An 18,879-nucleotide genomic window follows, 5' to 3' on the forward strand; every position below is an offset into this window, starting at 1 on the left:
ACCCCTCCCGAGGTGTGCGTCGTTGCACGGACGGTCGGGCTCGGCGCGGCGGCCGGGTCGGGACGTGGCGCTCCCCTCGCCGTCCTCGACGCTACGCCCGATGCCCCGCCCCGTCACGGGCCGTTCGCCCCGGCGACCACCCGGCGGCGCGCAGCCGTTCGAGCGCGCGGTCGTGCGGCAGCGCGTGCCGGGTCCCGCGGTGGCCGACGGTCGTCGTGGCCGTGAAGACCGACGCGAGCAGCGCCTCCTCGACGGCGTCCGTCGTGGCGGCGAACAGCGGGTCGAGAGCGTCGTCGGGCACGAGCGGGTCGGCGGGGTCCGCCGTCGTGAGCGCGAGGCCGTAGTCGCCGCTGCCGTGCGCGAAGTCGGAGCCGACGCGGCCCATGGCGAACACCGCGCGGCGCGCCACCCGCTCCAACCGCCTGGCGTCCAGCGGGGCGTCCGTCGTCACGACGATCATGCAGGAGTTGCCCTCCGCGAGGCCGGATCCCTTCGGCACGACGTCGATCCTTTCGGCAGGAGGAGCAGCCGAGGAGATCGGCTCCGTGCCGAGAAGATCCACCGCAGGCAGCGGCACGCCCCGGACGGTGAGCGTGCCGGAGAAGTTCGACTGCACCAGCACGCCCACGGTGCGTACGGTCCCCGCCACGTCGACCCGCCGTGACGACGTCCCGACGCCGCCCTTGTAGCCGAGCGCGGCGGTCCCCGCCCCGGCGCCGACGCAGCCCTGCTCCACCGGGCCCGACGTCGCGCCGTCGAGCGCGGCGAGCACGTGCGCCTCCGTGACCGGCCGGGCGCGGATGTCGGACAGGTAGCCGTCGTTCGTCTCGCCGACGACGGGGTTGAGGGTGCGCACGTCCTCGTAGCCGGGCCACGCCAGCACGTGGGTGACGAGCGCGTCGGCGGCGCGGAACGCCGAGAGCGTCGCGGTGAGCAGGATCGGCGTCTCGATCGCGCCGAGCTGCTCGAGCTGCGTCGCGCCCACGAGCTTGCCGTACCCGTTGCCCACGAACAGCCCGCACGGGAGCGCGCGCCGCTGCCCCGGCCCGGCGCCCAGCGCGTCGGGGACGACGGCGGTCACGCCCGTGTGCAGGCGCTCGCCCTCGTGCAGGGTCGCGTGCCCGACGCGCACGCCCGCGACGTCGGTGATCGCGTTCGCCGGGCCGGTCGGCAGGTCGCCGACGACGACGCCGAGCTCGCGGGGGCCCGGCCGCGCGCCGCTCATGCCCGGCCCGCGGGGACGAGGCGCGCCGGGTGGACGTCGCGCCAGGTGCGGGAGCCGTCGACGAGGTCCTGCACGTGCTCGCGGAACCGCGGGCACGCGGCGATGTCGTGCGCCTGGCACGACAGGGCGTGCTCCGTCATGTGCCGGGAACGGTCGATCTCCGCCTGGCGCCGGTCGAGCTCGGCCAGGTGCGCGGTGAGCACCTCGTGCCGGTCGCGCGCGCCCCGCCCGGTGGACCCGGCGTCGAGCAGCACCTGGATCTGCTCGAGGCTCATGCCCGCGACCTTGGAGCTGAGGATCGTCGCCACCCGCACCACGTCGTCGGCCCCGTAGCGCCGCCGCCCCGCGCCGTCGCGGGCCGGGGCGAGCAGGCCGACGTCCTCCCAGTACCGCAGCACGTGCGTCTCCAGGCCGAACCGCTCCGCCAGCTCGCCCACGCTCCAGGTCCGTTCCGCCACCCCGCTTGACTTCATGTTGACATGAAGTCACAGCCTGGGGTCAGCACGCAACCCGACCCGAAGGAGACGCCATGAGCGACACCACCCGCCACGACCTGCACGACGCCGTGATCGTCGGCGCCGGGCCTGCCGGCCTCGCGGCCGCGCTGATGCTCGGCCGCACCCACCGCGACGTCGTCGTGCTCGACTCCGGCACCTACCGCAACGACCCCACCGACGCGATGCACAACGTGCTCGGGTTCGACGGCGCCGCCCCCGCCGAGTTCCGCGCCGCCGCGCACCGCACGCTGGCCGCGTACGACACGGTCGAGCTGCGGCGCGCCGCCGCCCACGACGTCGCCCCGCTCGACCCCGCGTCGCCCGCCGACGGGTTCGTCGTACGCACCGACGCCGGCGACGTCGCCGGCCGGCGGTTGCTGCTGGCCACCGGCGTGCGCGACGAGCTGCCCGCGACACCCGGGCTGGAGCAGCTGTTCGGCACGGTCGCGGCGCACTGCCCGTACTGCCACGGCCACGAGTTCTCCGGCACGCCCGTGGCGATCCTGGGCGCCGGCCCGCACGCGCCGCGCGTCGCGGGGCTGCTGGGGCGGATCGCGAGCCGCGTCGTCGTGCTCGCCGACGGCGCGGACGTCGACCCGGAGGTCCGCGCGGCGCTCGACGCCCGCGGCGTCGCCGTCCGGCCCGAGAAGGTGCTCCGCCTGGAGCCGCTGACCCTCCCCGGCGGGCACCGGGGCGCACGGGCCGTGCTGGACGGCGATGCCGAGGACCTCGGCGGGATCATGGTCGCCCCGACGCTGCACCAGGCGGCGCCGTTCGCCGCCCGGCTCGGCCTCGAGCTGCGCGAGTCCGGCTGCGTGGCCGTCGACGCCGTGGCCCGCACGAGCCTCCCGGGGGTCCTCGCCGCCGGGGACCTGGCCCACACCGCCGACTTCCCCATGCCCGTGAGCTCCGTGACCGCGGCGATGGCGGCCGGGCAGCTCGCCGCCGCGTCCATCGACGCCGACCTGCTGGCGTCGACGCCCTGACCGACTCGCGCGCACGCTACGACGGGCAGGACGGCCGCACGAGTCGCCGCCACCTGTTCGTCGTCACCCGTCCGCACGCGGAACACACCGCCGCCGCGCGTCGTCGACCGCACGCACGGCTCGCCGCGCGGCGAGTTCATTCCCCCCCCGTCGAGGCGGCGGGCTTCGCCACCTTCGCCACGTCGCCGGGTGCGATCACCCACCTCACCCACGACGACGGGTGGGGCAACCGGACGCTCGTCGGCCTCGGCTCCACGTCCCCTCTGACGGCCGCCCACTAGGCTCGCCGCATGACCTCAGCGCACCCCCTGCCGCTCGGCCCTGCCCCGCGACCCGCCACCGGCGAGGACCTCGCCGACCGGCTCCGCGCCCTCGCGACCAGGGCGGCCGGGACGGGCGTGACCGGCCTCGACCGGGCGCACCTCACCGCGACGCTGGACGGCGCGGACGTCACGTCGCTCGACGCGGACCTCACCGGCGTGGCGTTCGGCGCCCAGCAGAAGGCGCCTGGCGCCGTGTGGCAGCCCGGCGCGATCACCGCGCGCGAGGACGGCACCGTGCGCCGCCTGCGCGTCGACGCCCACCCGCTCACCGCCGTCGACCTGCCCGTGGACGTCACCGCCGAGGCCGAGGGGCTGCGGTTCACCTGGGTCGAGGGCGCCGACGGCCAGGTCGGGTTCGAGCCGGTCGAGCCCGACGACGCGCACCCGGTGACCGGGCACGCCCGCGTCGCCGTCTCCCGCGCGGGCCTGGTCGCGACCGTGCACGGCCTGCTCGCCGTCTCGCTGCAGTCCCAGGGCATCACGCTGAGCGACCTGGACGTGCACCTCGAGTCGCACGGCCCCCGCGCGGCGGGCGTCCGGATCGAGGCGAAGGTCCGCAAGGGGTTCCTGTCCGCCGGCGTCTCCGCCACGGCGTCGGCGTCGGTCGACGCGGCGATGGTGCTGACCGTCGGCGACGTGCGCATCTCCAGCGGCAACCCGCTCGTCGCCGCGATGCTCGGCGCCGTCCGCGGCCGCGTCGAGGCGGCGGCGAACCGCCGCGTCGACCTCGCCGCCGCGCTGCCGCCCGGGGTCCGCCTCGCGGACGTGCGCCTCGACGTCGGCGAGGAGCTGGTGCTCAGCGCCCGGCTGGGCTGAACCCCGGCGCGCTTCCGCCCGTCCGAAGCCGGCCTCCGGTCCTCGCGCGGCTCGACCCGGCGCTGTCGGTGGGCCGTGCGAGATTCGGGGCATGCCCGACCGCCCCGACGTCCCGCTCGCGCTCGTCGCTCGGCTGCGCGGGCTGCTCGAGTTCCCGGAGTGCGCCGAGGAGGACGCCTGGACCGGCGTCCGGTGGCGGGTGCGCCAGGCCACGGTGGCGCACGTCTTCGGCGGCGAGGACCAGCTCTTCCGCGTGACGTTCCGCGCCGAGCCGCAGGAGGTCCGGGCGTTCGAGCACCTCGGCCACCCGTACTTCCGCGCCGGCTGGGGCGCCAACGTCGTCGGAGTCGTCCTGGACGACGCCACCGACTGGGACGAGATGGCGGAGCTGCTCACCGACTCCTACTGCCTCCAGGCGCCGCGGCAGCTGGCTGACGCCGTCGACCGGCCGGAGCCGCCGGACGACGGCGCGGCGACCGCCGGCTGACACCGGTCAGAGCGAGACCGACGTCCCGACCAGCACCAGCTCGGAGGTGTGCGACCCGGCCACGCCGACGCCGGTGGGCCGCTCGACGAACCCGGGCAGGCCCTCCAGCCCGCCGCCGGCGGCGACGACCCGCAGGTCCAGCGGCTGCCCGGCCGGCACGGTGAGCGTCACCTCGAAGCCGTCGTCGCCCGGGGCGTAGAAGCGGGTGTCGAGGGCGCCGCCGCCGACCGGGACCTCGCGGCCCGCCACCGTGGCGCTCTCCACGCCGGCGGCGTTGAGCTGCACGTAGCGCAGGGCGCCGGCGGTGCCGATCGGCGCCCCCTCGCCCGGGGTCACGCGCAGCGTGAGGACGCGCGCGTCCCCCGCGGGCTCGGCGTCCTCGACGTCCACGACGGGGGCGGGCAGGTCGGCCGCCTCGGCGTCGCCGGCGTGCACCTCGCCGTCGAACATCGGGAACGGCTCGGACAGGTCGGTCTCGGTGTCCACGAACTGCGCGGTCCAGTCGCTCGGGGCGCCCTCGTCGGAGACCCAGTGCGCCGAGCCCGTGTCGGCGTCCAGCGCGTACGCGAGCCGGGTGGGCTCGGGGTGCTCGGCGTCGAACGGGTCGACGACGAAGCCGACGACGAGCGCGACGACGCCCACCGCCGCGCACCCGCCCACCAGCCCGAGCGCGCGGCGCCGGCCGCGGGGCCACAGCACCGCGAGGACGGGGGTGAGCACCAGCGCGAGCAGCGCGGCGACGACCGCGGGCGCGGCGCCCGTCGCGAGGCCCAGCGCCGGGAAGAACAGCAGCACGATGGGCACCAGCAGGACGACGCCCACGGCCGCACCCAGGGTCACGACCACCCGGCGGCCCACGACGCCGCGCGCCACCCGCAGCGTGAGGAGCCCGGCGACGGCGCCCGCGAGCGCCGGCAGCGCGGCAAGGTAGGAGCCGCCGGGCGTGACGGCGGCGAGCACGACGCCGAGGACGGCGAGCCAGCCGAGCGCCCCGACGGCGAGCGCCGCCCCGCCGAGCGACCGGCGCAGCCCGAGGAACCAGGCGGTCCACACCGTCGCGACGATGCCGAGCAGGGCGACGCGGAAGCCCCACGGGCGCCACGGGTCGAGCATCTCGTCGTACCCGGGCCGCACCAGGCCCATGACCCACCACAGGGCGATCGACCCGACGACGGCGCCCGCGAGCGGGAGCAGCGCGGACGCGAAGCCCAGGGCGAGGGCGCCGGCGGTGGTCCGCTCGCCCCGCACCTCGCGCCGGCGGGCGACGGCCACGGCGAGCGCGCCGACCGCGAGCAGGGCGGCGACGGCGAGGGGCCACACCAGCCGGCCCGGGTAGCGCGCGAGCACCCCGCCCGGCAGCGGGAAGTAGGTGGCGTCGTCGGCCGACGGCGTGGCGAGCGTCGCCGCGTCGGCGTCGCCGAGCTCGCGCGCCAGGGCCAGCATGTTGGCACCGTGGTGCTGCAGGCTCGCCGTCGACATCCGCTCGGGCGTGTCCTGCGGCGCGTGGTAGGTGGCGGACCCGTCGATGTACGCCGAGTTCAGCCCGGTGAAGCGCCCCTCCGGGTCGTCGAGGAACGGGGAGAAGTCGGTGTCGTTCGGCAGGATCCGGTAGACCTCGACCGCCATCGAGCTGCCCACGGGGTACGGCACGTGGGAGTACGCGTCGACGAGGGCCGCGTTGCCGTCCGAGGTCTCGAACATGATCGCCGGGCCCGACGAGCCGCGGGCCTCGACGTTGACCACGACTCCCCCGTCCGCGGCGCGCGGGTCGGCGTGCGCGAACGCCTCCGCACCGCACAGGCACGCCTCCTCCGCGTCGGTGAACACGAGGACGAGGTCGTTGCGCAGCGGCTCGCCCTCCCCGAGCGCGCGGGCCGTCTCCAGGAGCGTCGCGACGCCGGCGCCGTCGTCGTTGGCGCCGTGCGACACCTCGGCGGAGTCGTAGTGCGCGACGAGGAAGACCGGTCCCGTCGAGTCGGTCCCCGGGATCGTGGCGACGACGTTCTTCGTGGCCGCGACGCGACTCTGGTCGCCCAGGCGCCCGGACATGCCGACGCCGTCGGTCACCTCCGGGTCGAGCCCGAGCTCCTCGAGGTCCGCCACGATCGTGTCGCGGACGGCGGCCGCGGCGGCCGTGCCGTGCGGGTGCACCTCCCCGCCGACCGCCTCGACGGTCGCGAAGGCGCGCCCGGCGCTGAACTCGTCCGCGGCGGCGTCCGCCGACCGCGGGGACGGCGGCAGCACCGACCAGACGGCGAGCGCGGCCAGGACGAGCAGGAACAGGGAGCACGCGAGCGACGTCGCCCGCGACCGGGTCTGGGTCACCCGGGCACGCTAGCGGCGCCCGCGCGCCGTGTCCCAATCGTGATACGCGCCGTCTCACGTGGACCGCCGCCTGGACGGCGGTCCGACCGCCTGGTGGATCGATGGTTGGATCGCCCCGTGCGCGCGATGACGTTCGACCGGTTCGGCGGCCCCGTCACGGTCCGCGAGGTGCCTGACCCCGCGGCGCCGCCCGGCGGCGTCGTGGTGCGCGTCCACGCGAGCGGCCTGTGCCTGAGCGACTGGCACGCGTGGGCAGGCCACGACACCGACATCACCGCCCTCCCCCACGTGCCGGGCCACGAGCTCGCCGGGGTCGTCGCGGCGGTGGGCGACGGCGTCACGCGCTGGAGCGTGGGCGACCGCGTGACGTCGCCGTTCGTGTGCGGCTGCGGGCGCTGCGGCTGGTGCCGCTCCGGGCAGGCGCAGGTCTGCCCCGACCAGACCCAGCCGGGGTTCACGCACGCCGGGTCGTTCGCGGAGCTCGTCGTCCTGCACGCCGCCGACACCAACCTCGTCGCCCTGCCGGACGACGTGGACGACGCCACCGCAGCGAGCCTCGGGTGCCGGTTCGCCACCGCGTACCGCGCCGTCGCGGGCCGGGCCCGCGTGCGCCCGGACGAGCGGGTGGTCGTGGTCGGGGCGGGCGGCGTGGGCCTCAGCGCCGTCATGGTCGCGGCCGCGCTCGGCGCGCGGGTGGTGGCCGTCGACCGGCACGACGGCGCGCTCGAGTCCGCGCGCCGGGCCGGGGCCGCGCACACGGTCCGCGCCGACGAGGACGTCGACGTCGCCGCCGCGGTGCAGGACCTCACCGGCGGCTGCCACGTGAGCGTCGACGCCGTCGGCAGCGAGCGCACGTGCGCCGACGCGATCGGCAGCCTGCGCCGCCGCGGGCGGCACGTGCAGGTCGGCCTGCTGCCGCCCGTCGACGGCCACCCCCGCGTGCCGATGTCCCGCGTGATCGGCTGGGAGCTGGACGTGCTCGGCAGCCACGGGATGGCCGCCGCCGACTACCCGGAGATGCTGGCGCGGGTCGCCGACGGCACGCTGCGCCCCGCCGACCTCGTCGACCGCGTCGTCGGCCTGGAGGAGGGCGCGCGGCTCCTCCCCGGTCTGGCGGGCACCCCGCGCGACGGGATGGTCGTCGTCGACCCGCGACGCTGACCGGACGCCGGGCGGCCACGCCCTGCACGTCGCGGAGATCACCCCGCCGGGCGCCTCCCGGTCGTGGCCCGGCCGCCCGGTCGGGGCTATGCTGGCCGACGGCCTGAGCAGCAGCGGCGACCGCCGCAGGACGACGAGGGAGGTGCGCGCCACATGACCCGTAGCGAGCCTCCCAGTAGTCCGGGCCGCGACTGACGGCTCCCCGCCCGGCCACGACGCCGGGCGGCCGCGGCGCACGCGCTCCTGGCCCTGCGCCGCCGATCCTCCGAGTGCCCCGACGTCCGGGGCGCCCCAGCCGCAGTCGCGGGACCGACGTCCTCGTCCCTGCACGCCCCTGCACGCTCGGAGTCCGCCATGTCCGTCACCTCTGCCCGCGCGTCCGCCGCCCGCACGACCCGCACCCGTCCCCTGCTCGGCGCGCTGCGCCCGCGCCGCGCCACCCCGGCCTCCGGCGCCGGCGGCCAGCTCGGCAGCGCCCGCCCCGACGCGGCCACGGCGCGCCGCGACGTGCCCGGCCGCTCGTCGATCGTCGAGTCCGCCCTGTACGACGCCGACGGCCGCCGGGTCGCGAGCTTCACGCGCCTCGCCGACACGTTCCGCGAGCTGCGCGCCCACCCCGGCGGCATGGCGTGGATCGGTCTCGAGCGGCCCGACGAGAACGAGCTCGCCCAGCTGGCGCGCGAGTTCGACCTGCACCCGCTGGCCGTCGAGGACGCGATCGTCGCGCACCAGCGGCCCAAGATCGAGCGCTACGGCGACACGCTGTTCGTCGTCCTGCACGCCGCGCGGTACCTCGACCACGCGGAGGAGGTGGAGTTCTCCGAGCTGCACGTCTTCGTGGGCCCCGACTTCGTCGTCACGGTGCGGCACGGCGCGTGCCCCGACCTGTCGGGCGTGCGCACCCACCTCGAGGCGCACCCGGCCATGCTGGCCCGCGGGCCGGAGTCGGTGCTGTACGCGATCGTGGACCGCGTCGTCGACGACTACGCGCCCGTCGTGGCCGGCCTCGACGGCGACATCGACGAGATCGAGTCCGAGGTGTTCGGGGGCGACGCGGCCGTGTCCCGGCGCATCTACGAGCTCTCGCGCGAGGTGGTCGAGTTCCAGCGCGCGGTGCGCCCGCTGCAGCGCGTGTGCGGCTCGCTCGCCAAGGGCGCGGAGAAGTATGGCGTCACCGAGGAGATGCAGGCGTACCTGCGCGACGTCGCCGACCACCTCACCGAGGTCGCGGACCGCGTCGAGTCGTTCCGCGCCGCCCTGCGCGACATCCTCACCGTCAACGCCACCCTCGTGGCCCAGCGGCAGAACGAGGAGATGACGCACCTCACCGAGGTGAGCATCCGCCAGGGCGAGGAGGTCAAGAAGATCTCCGGCTGGGCGGCCATCCTCTTCGCCCCGACCCTGGTCGGGACCGTCTACGGGATGAACTTCGACGACATGCCCGAGCTGCACTGGGCCTGGGGCTACCCGGCGGCCCTCGTCGCCATGCTCAGCGTGAGCGTCGCGCTCTTCGCCGTCTTCCGGTGGAAGCGCTGGATCTGAGCGGGGCCGCGCCTGAGGGCCGCAGCCGCGTGGTCGCGCGCGCCGCCGCCGGTCGCGGTCGCTAGGGTCGCGGGGTGACCTCGACCGCGACCACTGCGCCCGGCAGCCCGACCACCGGCCCCGGCGGCCTCAACCCCGCGACCCGCACCCTGCTGGCCCTCGGCGGTGCCGTGCTGGTCCTCGCGGGCATGTACTGGGCGCGGGACGTCCTGTCGCCCGTGTTCCTCGCCGCGGTGATCGTCATCATCTGCCACCCGGTGCGCCGCCCGCTGGAGGCCCGGGGCTGGCCGCGCTGGGCGGCGACCACGGCCGTGATCGTCGTCGCATACCTCATCCTCGCGGCCCTGCTCGCGATGCTCGTCTTCGCCGGCTTCCAGTTCGCCGACCTGGTGACCGAGTACTTCCGCGACCTCGAGCAGTCGGTGAGCCAGATCGCCGCGCAGCTGGCCGAGCTCGGCCTCGACACGCAGGTCACGGACGCGGCGACGTCGTTCCTGGAGCCCTCTCGCCTGCTGTCCCTGGCAGGCAGCGTGAGCGGCATGGTCCTGTCGATCGCGACGGCGTTCTTCTTCGTGCTCGCGTACTCCATCTTCATGGCCGCCGACGCCGCCCGGTACGCGACCGCGTCCCGCGTCTTCGGCGCCACGCACGCGGAGCAGATCGGCCGTGCGACGCGGTTCAGCACCGGGGTGCGCCGCTACTTCGTGGTCAACGCGACCTTCGGCGCCGTCGTCGCGATCGTCGACGGCTTCGCCCTCGCGCTGCTCGGCGTCCCCGCCCCCGTCGTGTGGGCGATCCTCGCGTTCGTCACCAACTTCATCCCGAACATCGGGTTCGTGCTGGGCCTGGTCCCGCCGCTCGTCATGGCGTTCGTCGTCGGCGGATGGCCCCTGGCCCTGGCCGTCGCGGCGGTCTACTGCGTCGTCAACGTGGTGCTCCAGGTGCTGGTGCAGCCCAAGTTCGTCTCCGACGCCGTGAGCCTCAGCCTCACGCTGAGCTTCATGTCGGTCGTCTTCTGGACGTTCGTCATCGGCCCGCTCGGCGCGATCCTCGCCATCCCGCTCACCCTGCTGGTGCGCGCGCTCGTCCTCGAGGGCGATTCGCGCACCGTGTGGCTCCGCTGGCTCTCCGGGGACGACGTCACGCCCGACGACGAGCGCCCCGACACGGCCGGCCAGGCCGTGCCGGCCGCGACGCCCACGACGACCGCCGTGGCGGCGGGTCCGGGCGCCGCGCCCTCCCACCCCGCCGTCGACCGCGTCCGCGCCTCGCTGGACGCGGCCGGGGCCCGCGGCGAGATCCGGTGGCTCGACGACCACGCCACCACGGCCGCGCTCGCCGCCGAGGCGCTCGGCGTCCCGGTCGGCGCGATCGCGAACTCGCTGCTCTTCACGCTCGACGACGAGCCCGTGCTCGTCATGACCAGCGGCGCGCACCGCGTCGACACCGCGTTCCTCGGCGCCCGGCTCGGCGGCCGCCTGGCGCGCGCGAGCAAGGAGACGGTGCGCGACGCCACCGGCCAGGTGATCGGCGGCGTCGCGCCCGTGGGCCATCCTGCGCCGGTGCGCACGCTGGTCGACGTCGACCTGCGTGTCCACGACGTCGTGTGGGCCGCGGCGGGGCACGCGAAGACCGTGTTCCCCACGTCCTACGACGAGCTGGTGCGGATCACGGGCGGCACGCCGACACCGGTCGCGCCGCCCGCGGAGGGGTCCCCGGCCGCCCCGGACGGTCAGTAGCCCAGCGCGTCGAGGGCCGCGTCCGCCATCGCGCTCTCGCCGCGCGCGTTCGGGTGCACCGGCACCACGTTCGTGCCGAACAGCAGCGGCTCCACCCAGCGCTCCCCGGCCGGGGCGCAGGCGTCGCGGCCCTCGCTCCGCTCCGCGAGGTCGACGAACGTCGCCCCCGTCTCGTCGGCGGCCCGCTCGATGACGCCGTTGAGCGTGGCCTGCAGGTCGCGCAGGTAGGGCACGTCACCGGCCGCGACAGGAAGCTTGGCGAAGCACCCCTTCTCCTCGGGCACGATCCAGGGGTAGCCGAGGATCGCGACCTCGGCGTGCGGGGCCCGGGCCATGACGTCCTCGAGTGCCTTCCGGACGGCCGGGTACGTGGACTCCTCGACCTGGCTCGTGAACCGGTCGCCGTACGTGCGCTCGCACGGGTTGCCGCGCCCGGCCGTGAGGGCTCCGGCCGAGCCGCAGGCCAGCAGCGCGCCGATGAACGTGCTGTTGTCGTTGCCGCCGATGGTGAGCGTGACGAGGTCGGCGTCCTCGGTGACGGCGTCGAGCTGCGGCGCGACGCGGGGGTACTGGCGCTCGGTGAGGTCCGCCGTCTGCGCGGCGCCGCAGGTGACGTCGACGAGGTCCGCGCCCAGCCGGTCCGCGACGAAGTGGGGGTAGTTCAGGGTCGTGCGCAGGCAGGCGAGCGGGGCGTCGGGATCGGGCGGCAGGATGCCCGACCCGGCGGAGTACGAGTCGCCGAGGGCGACGTACCGCAGCGGGTCCGGCGCCGCCCCGGCGGGCGCGGCGGTGGCGACGAGGCCGACGGTGGCGACGATGCCGACGGCGGCGGAGGCCGCGGCGAGGGCGGTCCGGCGAGTGCGACGTGCGAGGCGCATGACAACTCCCTTGTTGTGTCCGCAAGCGTTCGACGGTGAACGCCGAGACCGAGTATCACGACATGCGACGGCGTCTACCAGTCGACGCGCCGAGGATCCTTGCCCCCGGCACCCGCCCTGCCGGCCGCCGGGCCGGGACTAGCGTGGTGACTCACCGCACGGACGAGCGAGGAGCACGACGATGGCTCACGGCGACATCACGCACATCGACATCCCGGTGACGGACAAGGAGCGCGCCAAGGGCTTCTACTCCGGCCTGTTCGGCTGGCAGATCGAGGCACCGCCGGGGTTCGAGGACTACCCCATGTGGCGGGCGCCCAACCAGATCAGCGGGGGCGGGCTGGCGCCGCGCGGGGAGGGCTTCGAGCAGCCGCGCAGCTACGTCGAGGTCGACTCCATCGACGAGGCGCTCGCCCGGGCGCGCGACCTGGGCGGCACCGTGCTCATGGAGAAGTCCGAGATCAGCCCCACCAGCTGGTGGGCGGTTCTGGAGGACCCGGACGGCAACCGGATCGGCCTCTACGAGGGCACGACCGACGCCGGCTGAGCCCCCACGGGCCGGCCGCCCGGGGCGCCTCAGCGGGCGAAGAGCACCCGCCCGTCGGGGTCTCCCTCGCGGCGGGGGCGCAGCGCCGCCGGGGCCGGCCACGGCAGCTCGAAGCGCTCGACGGCGACGTCGATCGCGCCGAAGTCGTCGGTCTGCACGACCACGTGGTCGGGCGTGACCTCGACGAGCCTCACGCGCAGCAGCTCGCCGCCGTCGCGCTCGAGCGTCCAGACGTCGGCCATCCACGACAGGCCGGTCGACTCGAGGGCCTCCTCGGCGTCGGTCCAGTCGAGCGGCCCGCTCACGTCGCGGCCGAGGAGCGACACGGCCACCCAGCCGTCGCCCTCGGGGCGCAGCCAGCCCAGCGCCTCACGGTCGTCGGGGCGGCGGTGCTCGATCCAGTCCGCGGGCAGGGAGGTCTCGGGCGCAGGCATGTCGGCACGGTAGGCGACACCAACGGTCCCGGGCGAGCGGAATCCGGACCCCGCGGGGTCCGGTACTACCTCGCGGCGTTCCGTACTACCTCACCGGGTTCCGTACTACCTCACGGGGTTCCGTACTACCTCACGGGGTCCGGTACTACCTCGCGGGGTCGGTGCGGGCCCCGTCGGCGACCCCGCGCGCGTAGGCCTCGGCGCTGCCCTCGCGGAACAGGTCGTCGGCGCTGGGGCGCACCAGCGAGCGGGCGCCGGGGCCGTCGGCCTCCGGGCCCTCCCCCGCGCGGACGTGCCGCGCGAGGCCGCGCACCACCGCGACGGGTCGGCCCTCGGCCTTGCCGCGCACCAGCTCGGACGCGGCGGCGACCTCGTCGACGACGGCGGTCACCGTGACCGACAGCGGGCGCCCGTGCGCGTCGACCCCGCCGCGCAGGTCGTCGACGACGTCCACGCCCGCGGCGCCGATCGCGATGTCGGTGAGCCCGTCGCGCCAGGTCCGCCCGGCGGTGTCGGTGACGACGACGCCGAGCCGGTCCAGCCCGAGCCGCGCGCGCAGGGCGGCCCGCAGCGCGCGCGCCGAGGCGTCCGGGTCCTCGGGCAGCAGGAGCACCGTGCCGTCGGGGGTGTTGGAGGCGTCGACGCCGGCGGCCGCCATCACCAGGCCCAGCCGGTTCTCGACGATGCGCAGGGGCGGCTGCCCGTCGGGCCGCGCGCGGGTCGCGACCACGCGCACGGTCTCGTCGGTGATCGCCTGCTCGCGGTCGGCGGCGCGCACCACGCGCCCCTCGGCCTTCGAGACGATCTTGGAGGTCACGACGACGACGTCACCCTCGGCGAGAGGGTCCCCCGACGCCGCGCCGTCGGCGGCCAGGGCGTCGCCCACCAGCCGCGCCAGGTCGTCGCCGGGCCGCACCTCCGGGAACCCGCCGGGCGCCCAGACGGTGAGCCGAGCGCTCACCGCGCCAGCTTCGGGAGCACCTCGCGGCCGAAGACCTCGATCCATTCCTTCTGGTTGCGTCCCACGTTGTGCAGGTAGATCCGGTCGAAGCCGAGGTCGACGTACTTCTGGATCGCCGCACGGTGCTCGTCCGGGTCGGCGCTGATGACCATGCGCCCCTCGAAGTCCTCAGGACGCACCAGCTTCGCCATCTGGGCGAAGTCGTGCGGCGAGCGGATGTCGGCCTTGGGGAACTTCATGCCGCCGTTGGGCCACTCGGTCATCGCGTTCGCGAGCGCCTCCTCGTCGGTCTCCGCCCACGACATGTGCACCTGCAGCACCTTGGGCATCCCCTGCGGGTCACGACCGGACTCGCGCACGCCGTCGTCGAACTTGCCGAACAGCATCTCGATCTTCTCCAGCGGCGCCCCGACGGTGATGAGTCCGTCGGCGTGCCTGCCGGCGCGCTTGGCGGTGATCGGGCCGGCCGTGGCGACGAGGATCTCCGGCGGCACCTCGGGCATGGTCCACAACCGCGTGGACTCCATCTTGTAGTACTGCCCGGAGTGCTTGACGTCCTTGCCGTCGATGCCGGACGCGAAGAGCTTCTTGATGATGTCGATGGCCTCGAACATGCGGTTGATCCGCTCGGGGGCCTCGGGCCAGTAGCCGGCCACGACGTGCTCGTTGAGCGCCTCGCCGGACCCCAGGCCGAGCCAGTGCCTGCCGGGGTACATCGCGGCGAGCGTGGCCGACGCCTGCGCGACCATCGCCGGGTGCCAGCGGAACGTCGGCGCGGTGACGCCGGGGCCCAGGTCGCCGCGGGTGCGCTCGCCGAGCGCCGTCAGCACGTTCCACACGAAGGCCGCCTCGCCCTGCTGCGGCACCCACGGCTGGAAGTGGTCGGCGGCCATGACGCCGGAGAAGCCGTGCTCCTCCGCGTAGGCCGAGTACTCGACGACGTCGGTGGGGTGGAACTGCTCGAGCATCGCGGCATAGCCGATGGTCAGGTCGGGGTTCGCAGCCATGGTTCCGACCCTATCCCCGGCTGACGACCAGGTACGTGGTACCGGGCCCAGCCGCTCAGGCCGGCCGCTCAGCCCAGCCGCTTGGCGAAGAAGTGCTCGGCGTACGGGTTGTCGTTGTACCGGGCGATGCGCCGGTAGCCGGCCCGCTCGTACATCGCGACCGCCTCGGTGAGCGTCCCGTTCGTGTCGAGCCGTACCTCCCGGTGGCCGAGGTCACGACTCACGCCCTCGAGGTGGCGCAGCAGCCGGGAGCCGAGCCCGGCACCCCGCCAGCCGGGGTGCACCCACATCCGCTTGATCTCCCCCACGCCCCCGGCCGCGCCGTCGCCGCCGTCGCCGCCGCCGTCCGACAGCGTCCGCACGCCGCCGCACGCGACGGGCTCGCCGTCGCTCGTCGCGACGACGAACGCGCCCGACGGCGGCGTGAGGCGCGCGTCCTCGGCGTCGGGCTCGCCCGCCGCGGGCCGGGGGCCTGGGTCGAACCCGCCGGGGAACCGCTCGTCGAGCTCGGCCACGTAGGCCGCGACGGCCCGCCGGGCGAGGTCGGACGCCGGGTCCACGCGCTCGAGCGTCACCGTGGCGGCCCGCACCAGCAGGTCGGCCTCCGCCAGGGCGGCGGCGAGGCGGGCGCGCTGCCGGGCGGTGAGCGGCGCGACGAGGTCGCGGGCCCGGTCCACCGACCGGCGCTCCAGGTCGTCCCAGGCACGCCGGCCAGCGGCGGTGAGGTCGACGCGGCGGCGCCGCCGGTCGTCGGCGTCGGGGACGACGGCGACGAGCCCGTCGGACTCCAGGCGTCGCAGCAGGCGGCTGAGGTACCCGGAGTCCAGGCCGAGCCGGGCACGCAGGTCCCGGGTCGTGCCCGGCTCGGTGCCGATCTCGAACAGGAGGCGGGCGGTGCCCAGCGGCATCCCGGTGCCCAGGAACGAGTCCTCGAGCGCGCCGACGCGCTGCGTGTAGCTGCGGTTGAACCGCCGCACGACGTCGACCTGCCGCTCGACCTGCCCACCGGTCTCCGCCGTCGCCACGCCCGTCGATCCCGTCATGCCTCTGACTCTAGTCAGAGGATTCGCCCGACGCTCCGGCGCCGTCCGCCGATCGAGACGGCCGTGCCCGGCAGCCCGCTCGGATCTGGGAGAATGAGCGACCATGAGCGACTTCCCGACCCCCGAGGCGCCGACCGCGCCCGCGCAGACCCCCGCAGCGACCCCGCCCGCCGGCAGCTCTGTTGCTCCGGTAGCCGGCGACGTCGTCCGCGCGGTGGTCCGGGAGGTACCGGACAAGGTCAGCCTGGAGGGCCTGGAGCAGCGCTTCGACGAGCGCTGGTCGGCCGAGGGCACGTACGCCTTCGACCGCACCGCCACGCGCGAGCAGGTGTACTCGATCGACACCCCGCCGCCCACGGTCTCCGGCTCGCTGCACGTGGGCCACGTGTTCAGCTACACGCACACGGACACGGTCGCCCGCTTCCAACGGATGCGGGGCAAGAAGGTCTTCTACCCGATGGGCTGGGACGACAACGGCCTGCCCACCGAGCGCCGCGTGCAGAACTACTACGGCGTGCGCTGCGACCCGTCGCTGCCGTACGTCGAGGGCTTCGAGCCTCCGCACCAGGGCACGGACGGCAAGAACGTCAAGCCCGGCGACCAGGTGCCGGTCAGCCGCCGCAACTTCATCGAGCTGTGCGAGCGGCTCACCGCCGACGACGAGCGCCAGTTCGAGGAGCTGTGGCGCCGCCTCGGACTGTCCGTGGACTGGGCCCAGAACTACCAGACGATCGACGCCACCTCCCGGGCCGCGTCGCAGCGCGCCTTCCTGCGCAACCTCGCCCGCGGCGAGGCGTACCAGGCCGAGGCGCCGGGCCTGTGGGACGTGACGTTCCAGACCGCCGTCGCGCAGGCCGAGCTCGAGGCGCGCGAGTACCCCGGGTTCTACCACCGGGTCGCGTTCCACCGGCCCGACGGCAGCCCGCTGTACATCGAGACCACGCGCCCGGAGCTCATCCCGGCCGTGGTGGCGCTCATCGCCCACCCCGACGACGAGCGGTACCAGGGCCTGTTCGGCACCACCGTGACCTCGCCCCTGTTCGGCGTCGAGGTGCCGGTGCTCGCGCACCCGGCCGCCGCGATGGACAAGGGCGCCGGCATCGCCATGTGCTGCACCTTCGGCGACCTCACCGACGTGCAGTGGTGGCGCGAGCTGCAGCTCGCCACGCGCTCGGTCATCCAGCGCGACGGCCGCCTCTCCCGCGAGACGCCCGAGTGGGTCGCGGGCGGCCCCGGCGAGTCCCTGTACGCCGAGGAGCTCGCCGGCAAGACGACGTTCAGCGCCCGCAAGGCCGTCGTCGACGCGCTGCGCGCCAGCGGCGACCTCGACGGTGAGCCCAGCGCCACCCAGCGCATGACGAACTTCTACGAGAAGGGCGACAAGCCCCTCGAGATCGTCACCTCCCGCCAGTGGTACATCCGCAACGGCGGGCGCGACTGGGAGAAGCGCGACCTCAAGGCCGAGCTGCTGGCCCGCGGCAAGGAGCTCGACTTCCACCCCGACTTCATGCGCGTGCGGTACGAGAACTGGGTGAACGGGCTCAACGGCGACTGGCTCATCTCGCGCCAGCGCTTCTTCGGCGTGGCGGTGCCGCTCTGGTACCCCGTGGACGCGGACGGCGACGTCGACCACGACCACCCGATCGTGCCGACGGAGGCGGAGCTGCCCGTCGACCCGACGTCGCAGGCCCCGGCCGGCTACGACGAGTCGCAGCGCGGCGCGGCGGGCGGCTTCGTCGGCGACGCCGACGTCATGGACACCTGGGCGACGTCGTCCCTGTCGCCGCTCATCGTGTCCGGCTGGGAGCGCGACGCCGACCTCTTCTCCCGCGTGTACCCGATGGACCTGCGCCCGCAGGGCCAGGACATCATCCGCACCTGGCTGTTCTCCTCGGTGGTGCGCTCGCACCTGGAGTGCGGCGTGCTGCCGTGGAAGCACGCGGCGATCAGCGGCTGGATCCTCGACCCGGACCGCAAGAAGATGTCCAAGTCCAAGGGCAACGTCGTCACGCCGATGGCGCTGCTGGAGGAGCACGGCGCGGACGCCGTCCGCTACTGGGCCGCGGCCGCGCGCCTCGGCACCGACGCCGCGTTCGAGGTCGGCCAGATGAAGATCGGCCGCCGCCTCGCGATCAAGGTGCTCAACGCCTCGAAGTTCGCGCTGACCTTCGGCGTCGACCCCGAGACCGGCGCCGGCGAGATCGTCCTGGACCCGGCCCGCGTCACCGTCCCCCTGGACCGCGCGATGCTCGCCGGGCTGGCGGACGTCGTCGAGCAGGCCACCGCCGCGTTCGAGGCGTACGACCACACGCGCGCGCTCGAGGCCACGGAGACGTACTTCTGGACCTTCTGCGACGACTACCTCGAGCTGGTCAAGGACCGCGCGTACGGCGCGGGGGCCGCGGCCACCGAGGTGACGCCCGAGACGGTGTCGGCACGCACGGCGCTCGCCCTCGCCGTCGACACGCTGCTGCGACTGCTGGCCCCGTTCCTGCCGTTCGCCACGGAGGAGGTCTGGTCGTGGTGGCGTGCCGGCTCGGTGCACCACGCCGCCTGGCCGGCGTCCGCGCCGCTGCGCGCGGCGGCCGGCGACGCCGACCCCGTGCAGCTCACGGCCGCCGGGCACGCGCTCGCGGCGCTGCGCAAGATCAAGTCGGAGGCCAAGGTCTCCATGCGCACGCCCATCCTCAGCGCCTCCATAGCCGTCCCGGCCACGCTGCTCGACGGCGTCCGGTCGGCCCTCGACGACGTGCGCGGCGCCGGCCGCGCCACGGGCGACCTCGACGTCGTCGAGGCGGCCGAGGGGCAGGGCAACCCGGACGTGCAGGGCGGCATCGTCGTCACCGCCTCCGAGCTGGGCGAGCCCCCGGCCCGCAAGCCGAAGGCCTGACATACGCCGAGGTAGTAC

16 protein-coding genes and 1 pseudogene are annotated in these 18,879 nt (G+C 75.2%); 9 read left to right on the forward strand and 8 right to left on the reverse strand.

Annotated elements, in window-relative coordinates; all coding sequences use genetic code 11:
* Positions 1–91 precede the first annotated feature (91 nt).
* Together ACQP6G_RS01140 and ACQP6G_RS01145 are read right to left on the reverse strand one after the other, a co-directional pair.
* Positions 92–1,225 (reverse strand): P1 family peptidase, encoded by a 1,134-nt coding sequence (locus tag ACQP6G_RS01140; RefSeq protein ID WP_429762339.1) that lies wholly within the window; start codon positions 1,223–1,225, stop codon positions 92–94.
* Positions 1,222–1,698: a MerR family transcriptional regulator gene (locus tag ACQP6G_RS01145; RefSeq protein WP_429762340.1), complete on the reverse strand. Its 477-nt coding sequence runs from the start codon at positions 1,696–1,698 to the stop codon at positions 1,222–1,224. Before ACQP6G_RS01145 ends, ACQP6G_RS01140 begins: the two co-directional genes overlap by 4 nt.
* Before the next feature lie 56 nt (positions 1,699–1,754).
* On the opposite strand from ACQP6G_RS01145, the gene ACQP6G_RS01150 reads away from it, so the two are divergent.
* From ACQP6G_RS01150 to ACQP6G_RS01160, 3 genes are all read left to right on the forward strand, one after another.
* Entirely contained in the window at positions 1,755–2,708 is a 954-nt protein-coding gene (locus tag ACQP6G_RS01150) for an FAD-dependent oxidoreductase (protein ID WP_429762341.1), read from the forward strand.
* A gap of 290 nt (positions 2,709–2,998) precedes the next feature.
* Positions 2,999–3,847 (forward strand): hypothetical protein, encoded by an 849-nt coding sequence (locus tag ACQP6G_RS01155; protein ID WP_429762342.1) that lies wholly within the window; start codon positions 2,999–3,001, stop codon positions 3,845–3,847.
* 91 nt (positions 3,848–3,938) lie between these two features.
* A complete protein-coding gene (locus tag ACQP6G_RS01160; protein ID WP_429762343.1) occupies positions 3,939–4,334 on the forward strand; it encodes an MmcQ/YjbR family DNA-binding protein in 396 nt (131 codons plus the stop codon).
* 6 nt (positions 4,335–4,340) lie between these two features.
* On the opposite strand, the gene ACQP6G_RS01165 is transcribed toward ACQP6G_RS01160, so the two are convergent.
* On the reverse strand, positions 4,341–6,659 hold the full coding sequence (locus ACQP6G_RS01165; RefSeq protein ID WP_429762344.1) for a M28 family peptidase: 2,319 nt from the start codon (positions 6,657–6,659) through the stop codon (positions 4,341–4,343).
* Positions 6,660–6,776: 117 nt separating this feature from the next.
* Between ACQP6G_RS01165 and ACQP6G_RS01170 the strand changes: the two genes are divergently transcribed.
* The 4 genes and pseudogenes from ACQP6G_RS01170 (at position 6,777) to ACQP6G_RS01185 (ending at position 11,101) form a co-directional block, all read left to right on the forward strand.
* The gene (locus ACQP6G_RS01170; RefSeq protein WP_429762345.1) at positions 6,777–7,820 is read left to right on the forward strand and encodes an alcohol dehydrogenase catalytic domain-containing protein; all 1,044 of its coding nucleotides are present in this window, start codon (positions 6,777–6,779) and stop codon (positions 7,818–7,820) included.
* Positions 7,821–8,174: 354 nt separating this feature from the next.
* A complete protein-coding gene (gene corA, locus ACQP6G_RS01175; RefSeq protein WP_429762346.1) occupies positions 8,175–9,362 on the forward strand; it encodes a magnesium/cobalt transporter CorA in 1,188 nt (395 codons plus the stop codon).
* A 188-nt stretch (positions 9,363–9,550) separates the two neighbouring features.
* Positions 9,551–10,390, forward strand: a pseudogene (locus ACQP6G_RS01180) (AI-2E family transporter); the annotation flags it as partial.
* Between the two features lie 183 nt (positions 10,391–10,573).
* Positions 10,574–11,101, forward strand: a complete 528-nt coding sequence (locus ACQP6G_RS01185) for a YbaK/EbsC family protein (RefSeq protein WP_429762679.1) — start codon at positions 10,574–10,576, stop codon at positions 11,099–11,101.
* On the opposite strand, the gene ACQP6G_RS01190 is transcribed toward ACQP6G_RS01185, so the two are convergent.
* Positions 11,095–11,979, reverse strand: a complete 885-nt coding sequence (locus ACQP6G_RS01190; protein ID WP_429762347.1) for an SGNH/GDSL hydrolase family protein — start codon at positions 11,977–11,979, stop codon at positions 11,095–11,097. The two genes, ACQP6G_RS01185 and ACQP6G_RS01190, sit on opposite strands and share 7 nt — an antisense overlap.
* Positions 11,980–12,160: 181 nt before the next feature.
* Here ACQP6G_RS01190 and ACQP6G_RS01195 point away from each other — a divergent pair, with 181 nt between their 5' ends.
* Positions 12,161–12,526 carry a VOC family protein gene (locus ACQP6G_RS01195; RefSeq protein WP_429762348.1) on the forward strand — a complete coding sequence of 122 codons (366 nt, stop codon included), beginning with the start codon at positions 12,161–12,163 and terminating at the stop codon, positions 12,524–12,526.
* Positions 12,527–12,555: 29 nt separating this feature from the next.
* Here the strand turns inward: ACQP6G_RS01195 and ACQP6G_RS01200 are convergent, their stop codons facing one another.
* From ACQP6G_RS01200 to ACQP6G_RS01215, 4 genes are all read right to left on the reverse strand, one after another.
* Positions 12,556–12,960, reverse strand: a complete 405-nt coding sequence (locus ACQP6G_RS01200; RefSeq protein WP_429762349.1) for a hypothetical protein — start codon at positions 12,958–12,960, stop codon at positions 12,556–12,558.
* A gap of 145 nt (positions 12,961–13,105) precedes the next feature.
* Positions 13,106–13,966: a coenzyme F420-0:L-glutamate ligase gene (gene cofE / locus ACQP6G_RS01205; protein ID WP_429762350.1), complete on the reverse strand. Its 861-nt coding sequence runs from the start codon at positions 13,964–13,966 to the stop codon at positions 13,106–13,108.
* Positions 13,918–14,928 (reverse strand): TIGR03557 family F420-dependent LLM class oxidoreductase, encoded by a 1,011-nt coding sequence (locus ACQP6G_RS01210; RefSeq protein ID WP_429762351.1) that lies wholly within the window; start codon positions 14,926–14,928, stop codon positions 13,918–13,920. The genes cofE and ACQP6G_RS01210 overlap by 49 nt, the downstream gene beginning before the upstream one ends.
* A 68-nt stretch (positions 14,929–14,996) precedes the next feature.
* Positions 14,997–15,971, reverse strand: a complete 975-nt coding sequence (locus ACQP6G_RS01215; RefSeq protein ID WP_429762352.1) for a bifunctional helix-turn-helix transcriptional regulator/GNAT family N-acetyltransferase — start codon at positions 15,969–15,971, stop codon at positions 14,997–14,999.
* Between the two features lie 103 nt (positions 15,972–16,074).
* On the opposite strand from ACQP6G_RS01215, the gene valS reads away from it, so the two are divergent.
* The gene (gene valS / locus ACQP6G_RS01220) at positions 16,075–18,861 is read left to right on the forward strand and encodes a valine--tRNA ligase (protein ID WP_429762353.1); all 2,787 of its coding nucleotides are present in this window, start codon (positions 16,075–16,077) and stop codon (positions 18,859–18,861) included.
* Positions 18,862–18,879: the final 18 nt, after the last annotated feature.

This window comes from Isoptericola nanjingensis (genome assembly GCF_050311635.1).
Classification (GTDB): Bacteria; Actinomycetota; Actinomycetes; order Actinomycetales; family Cellulomonadaceae; genus Isoptericola; species Isoptericola nanjingensis.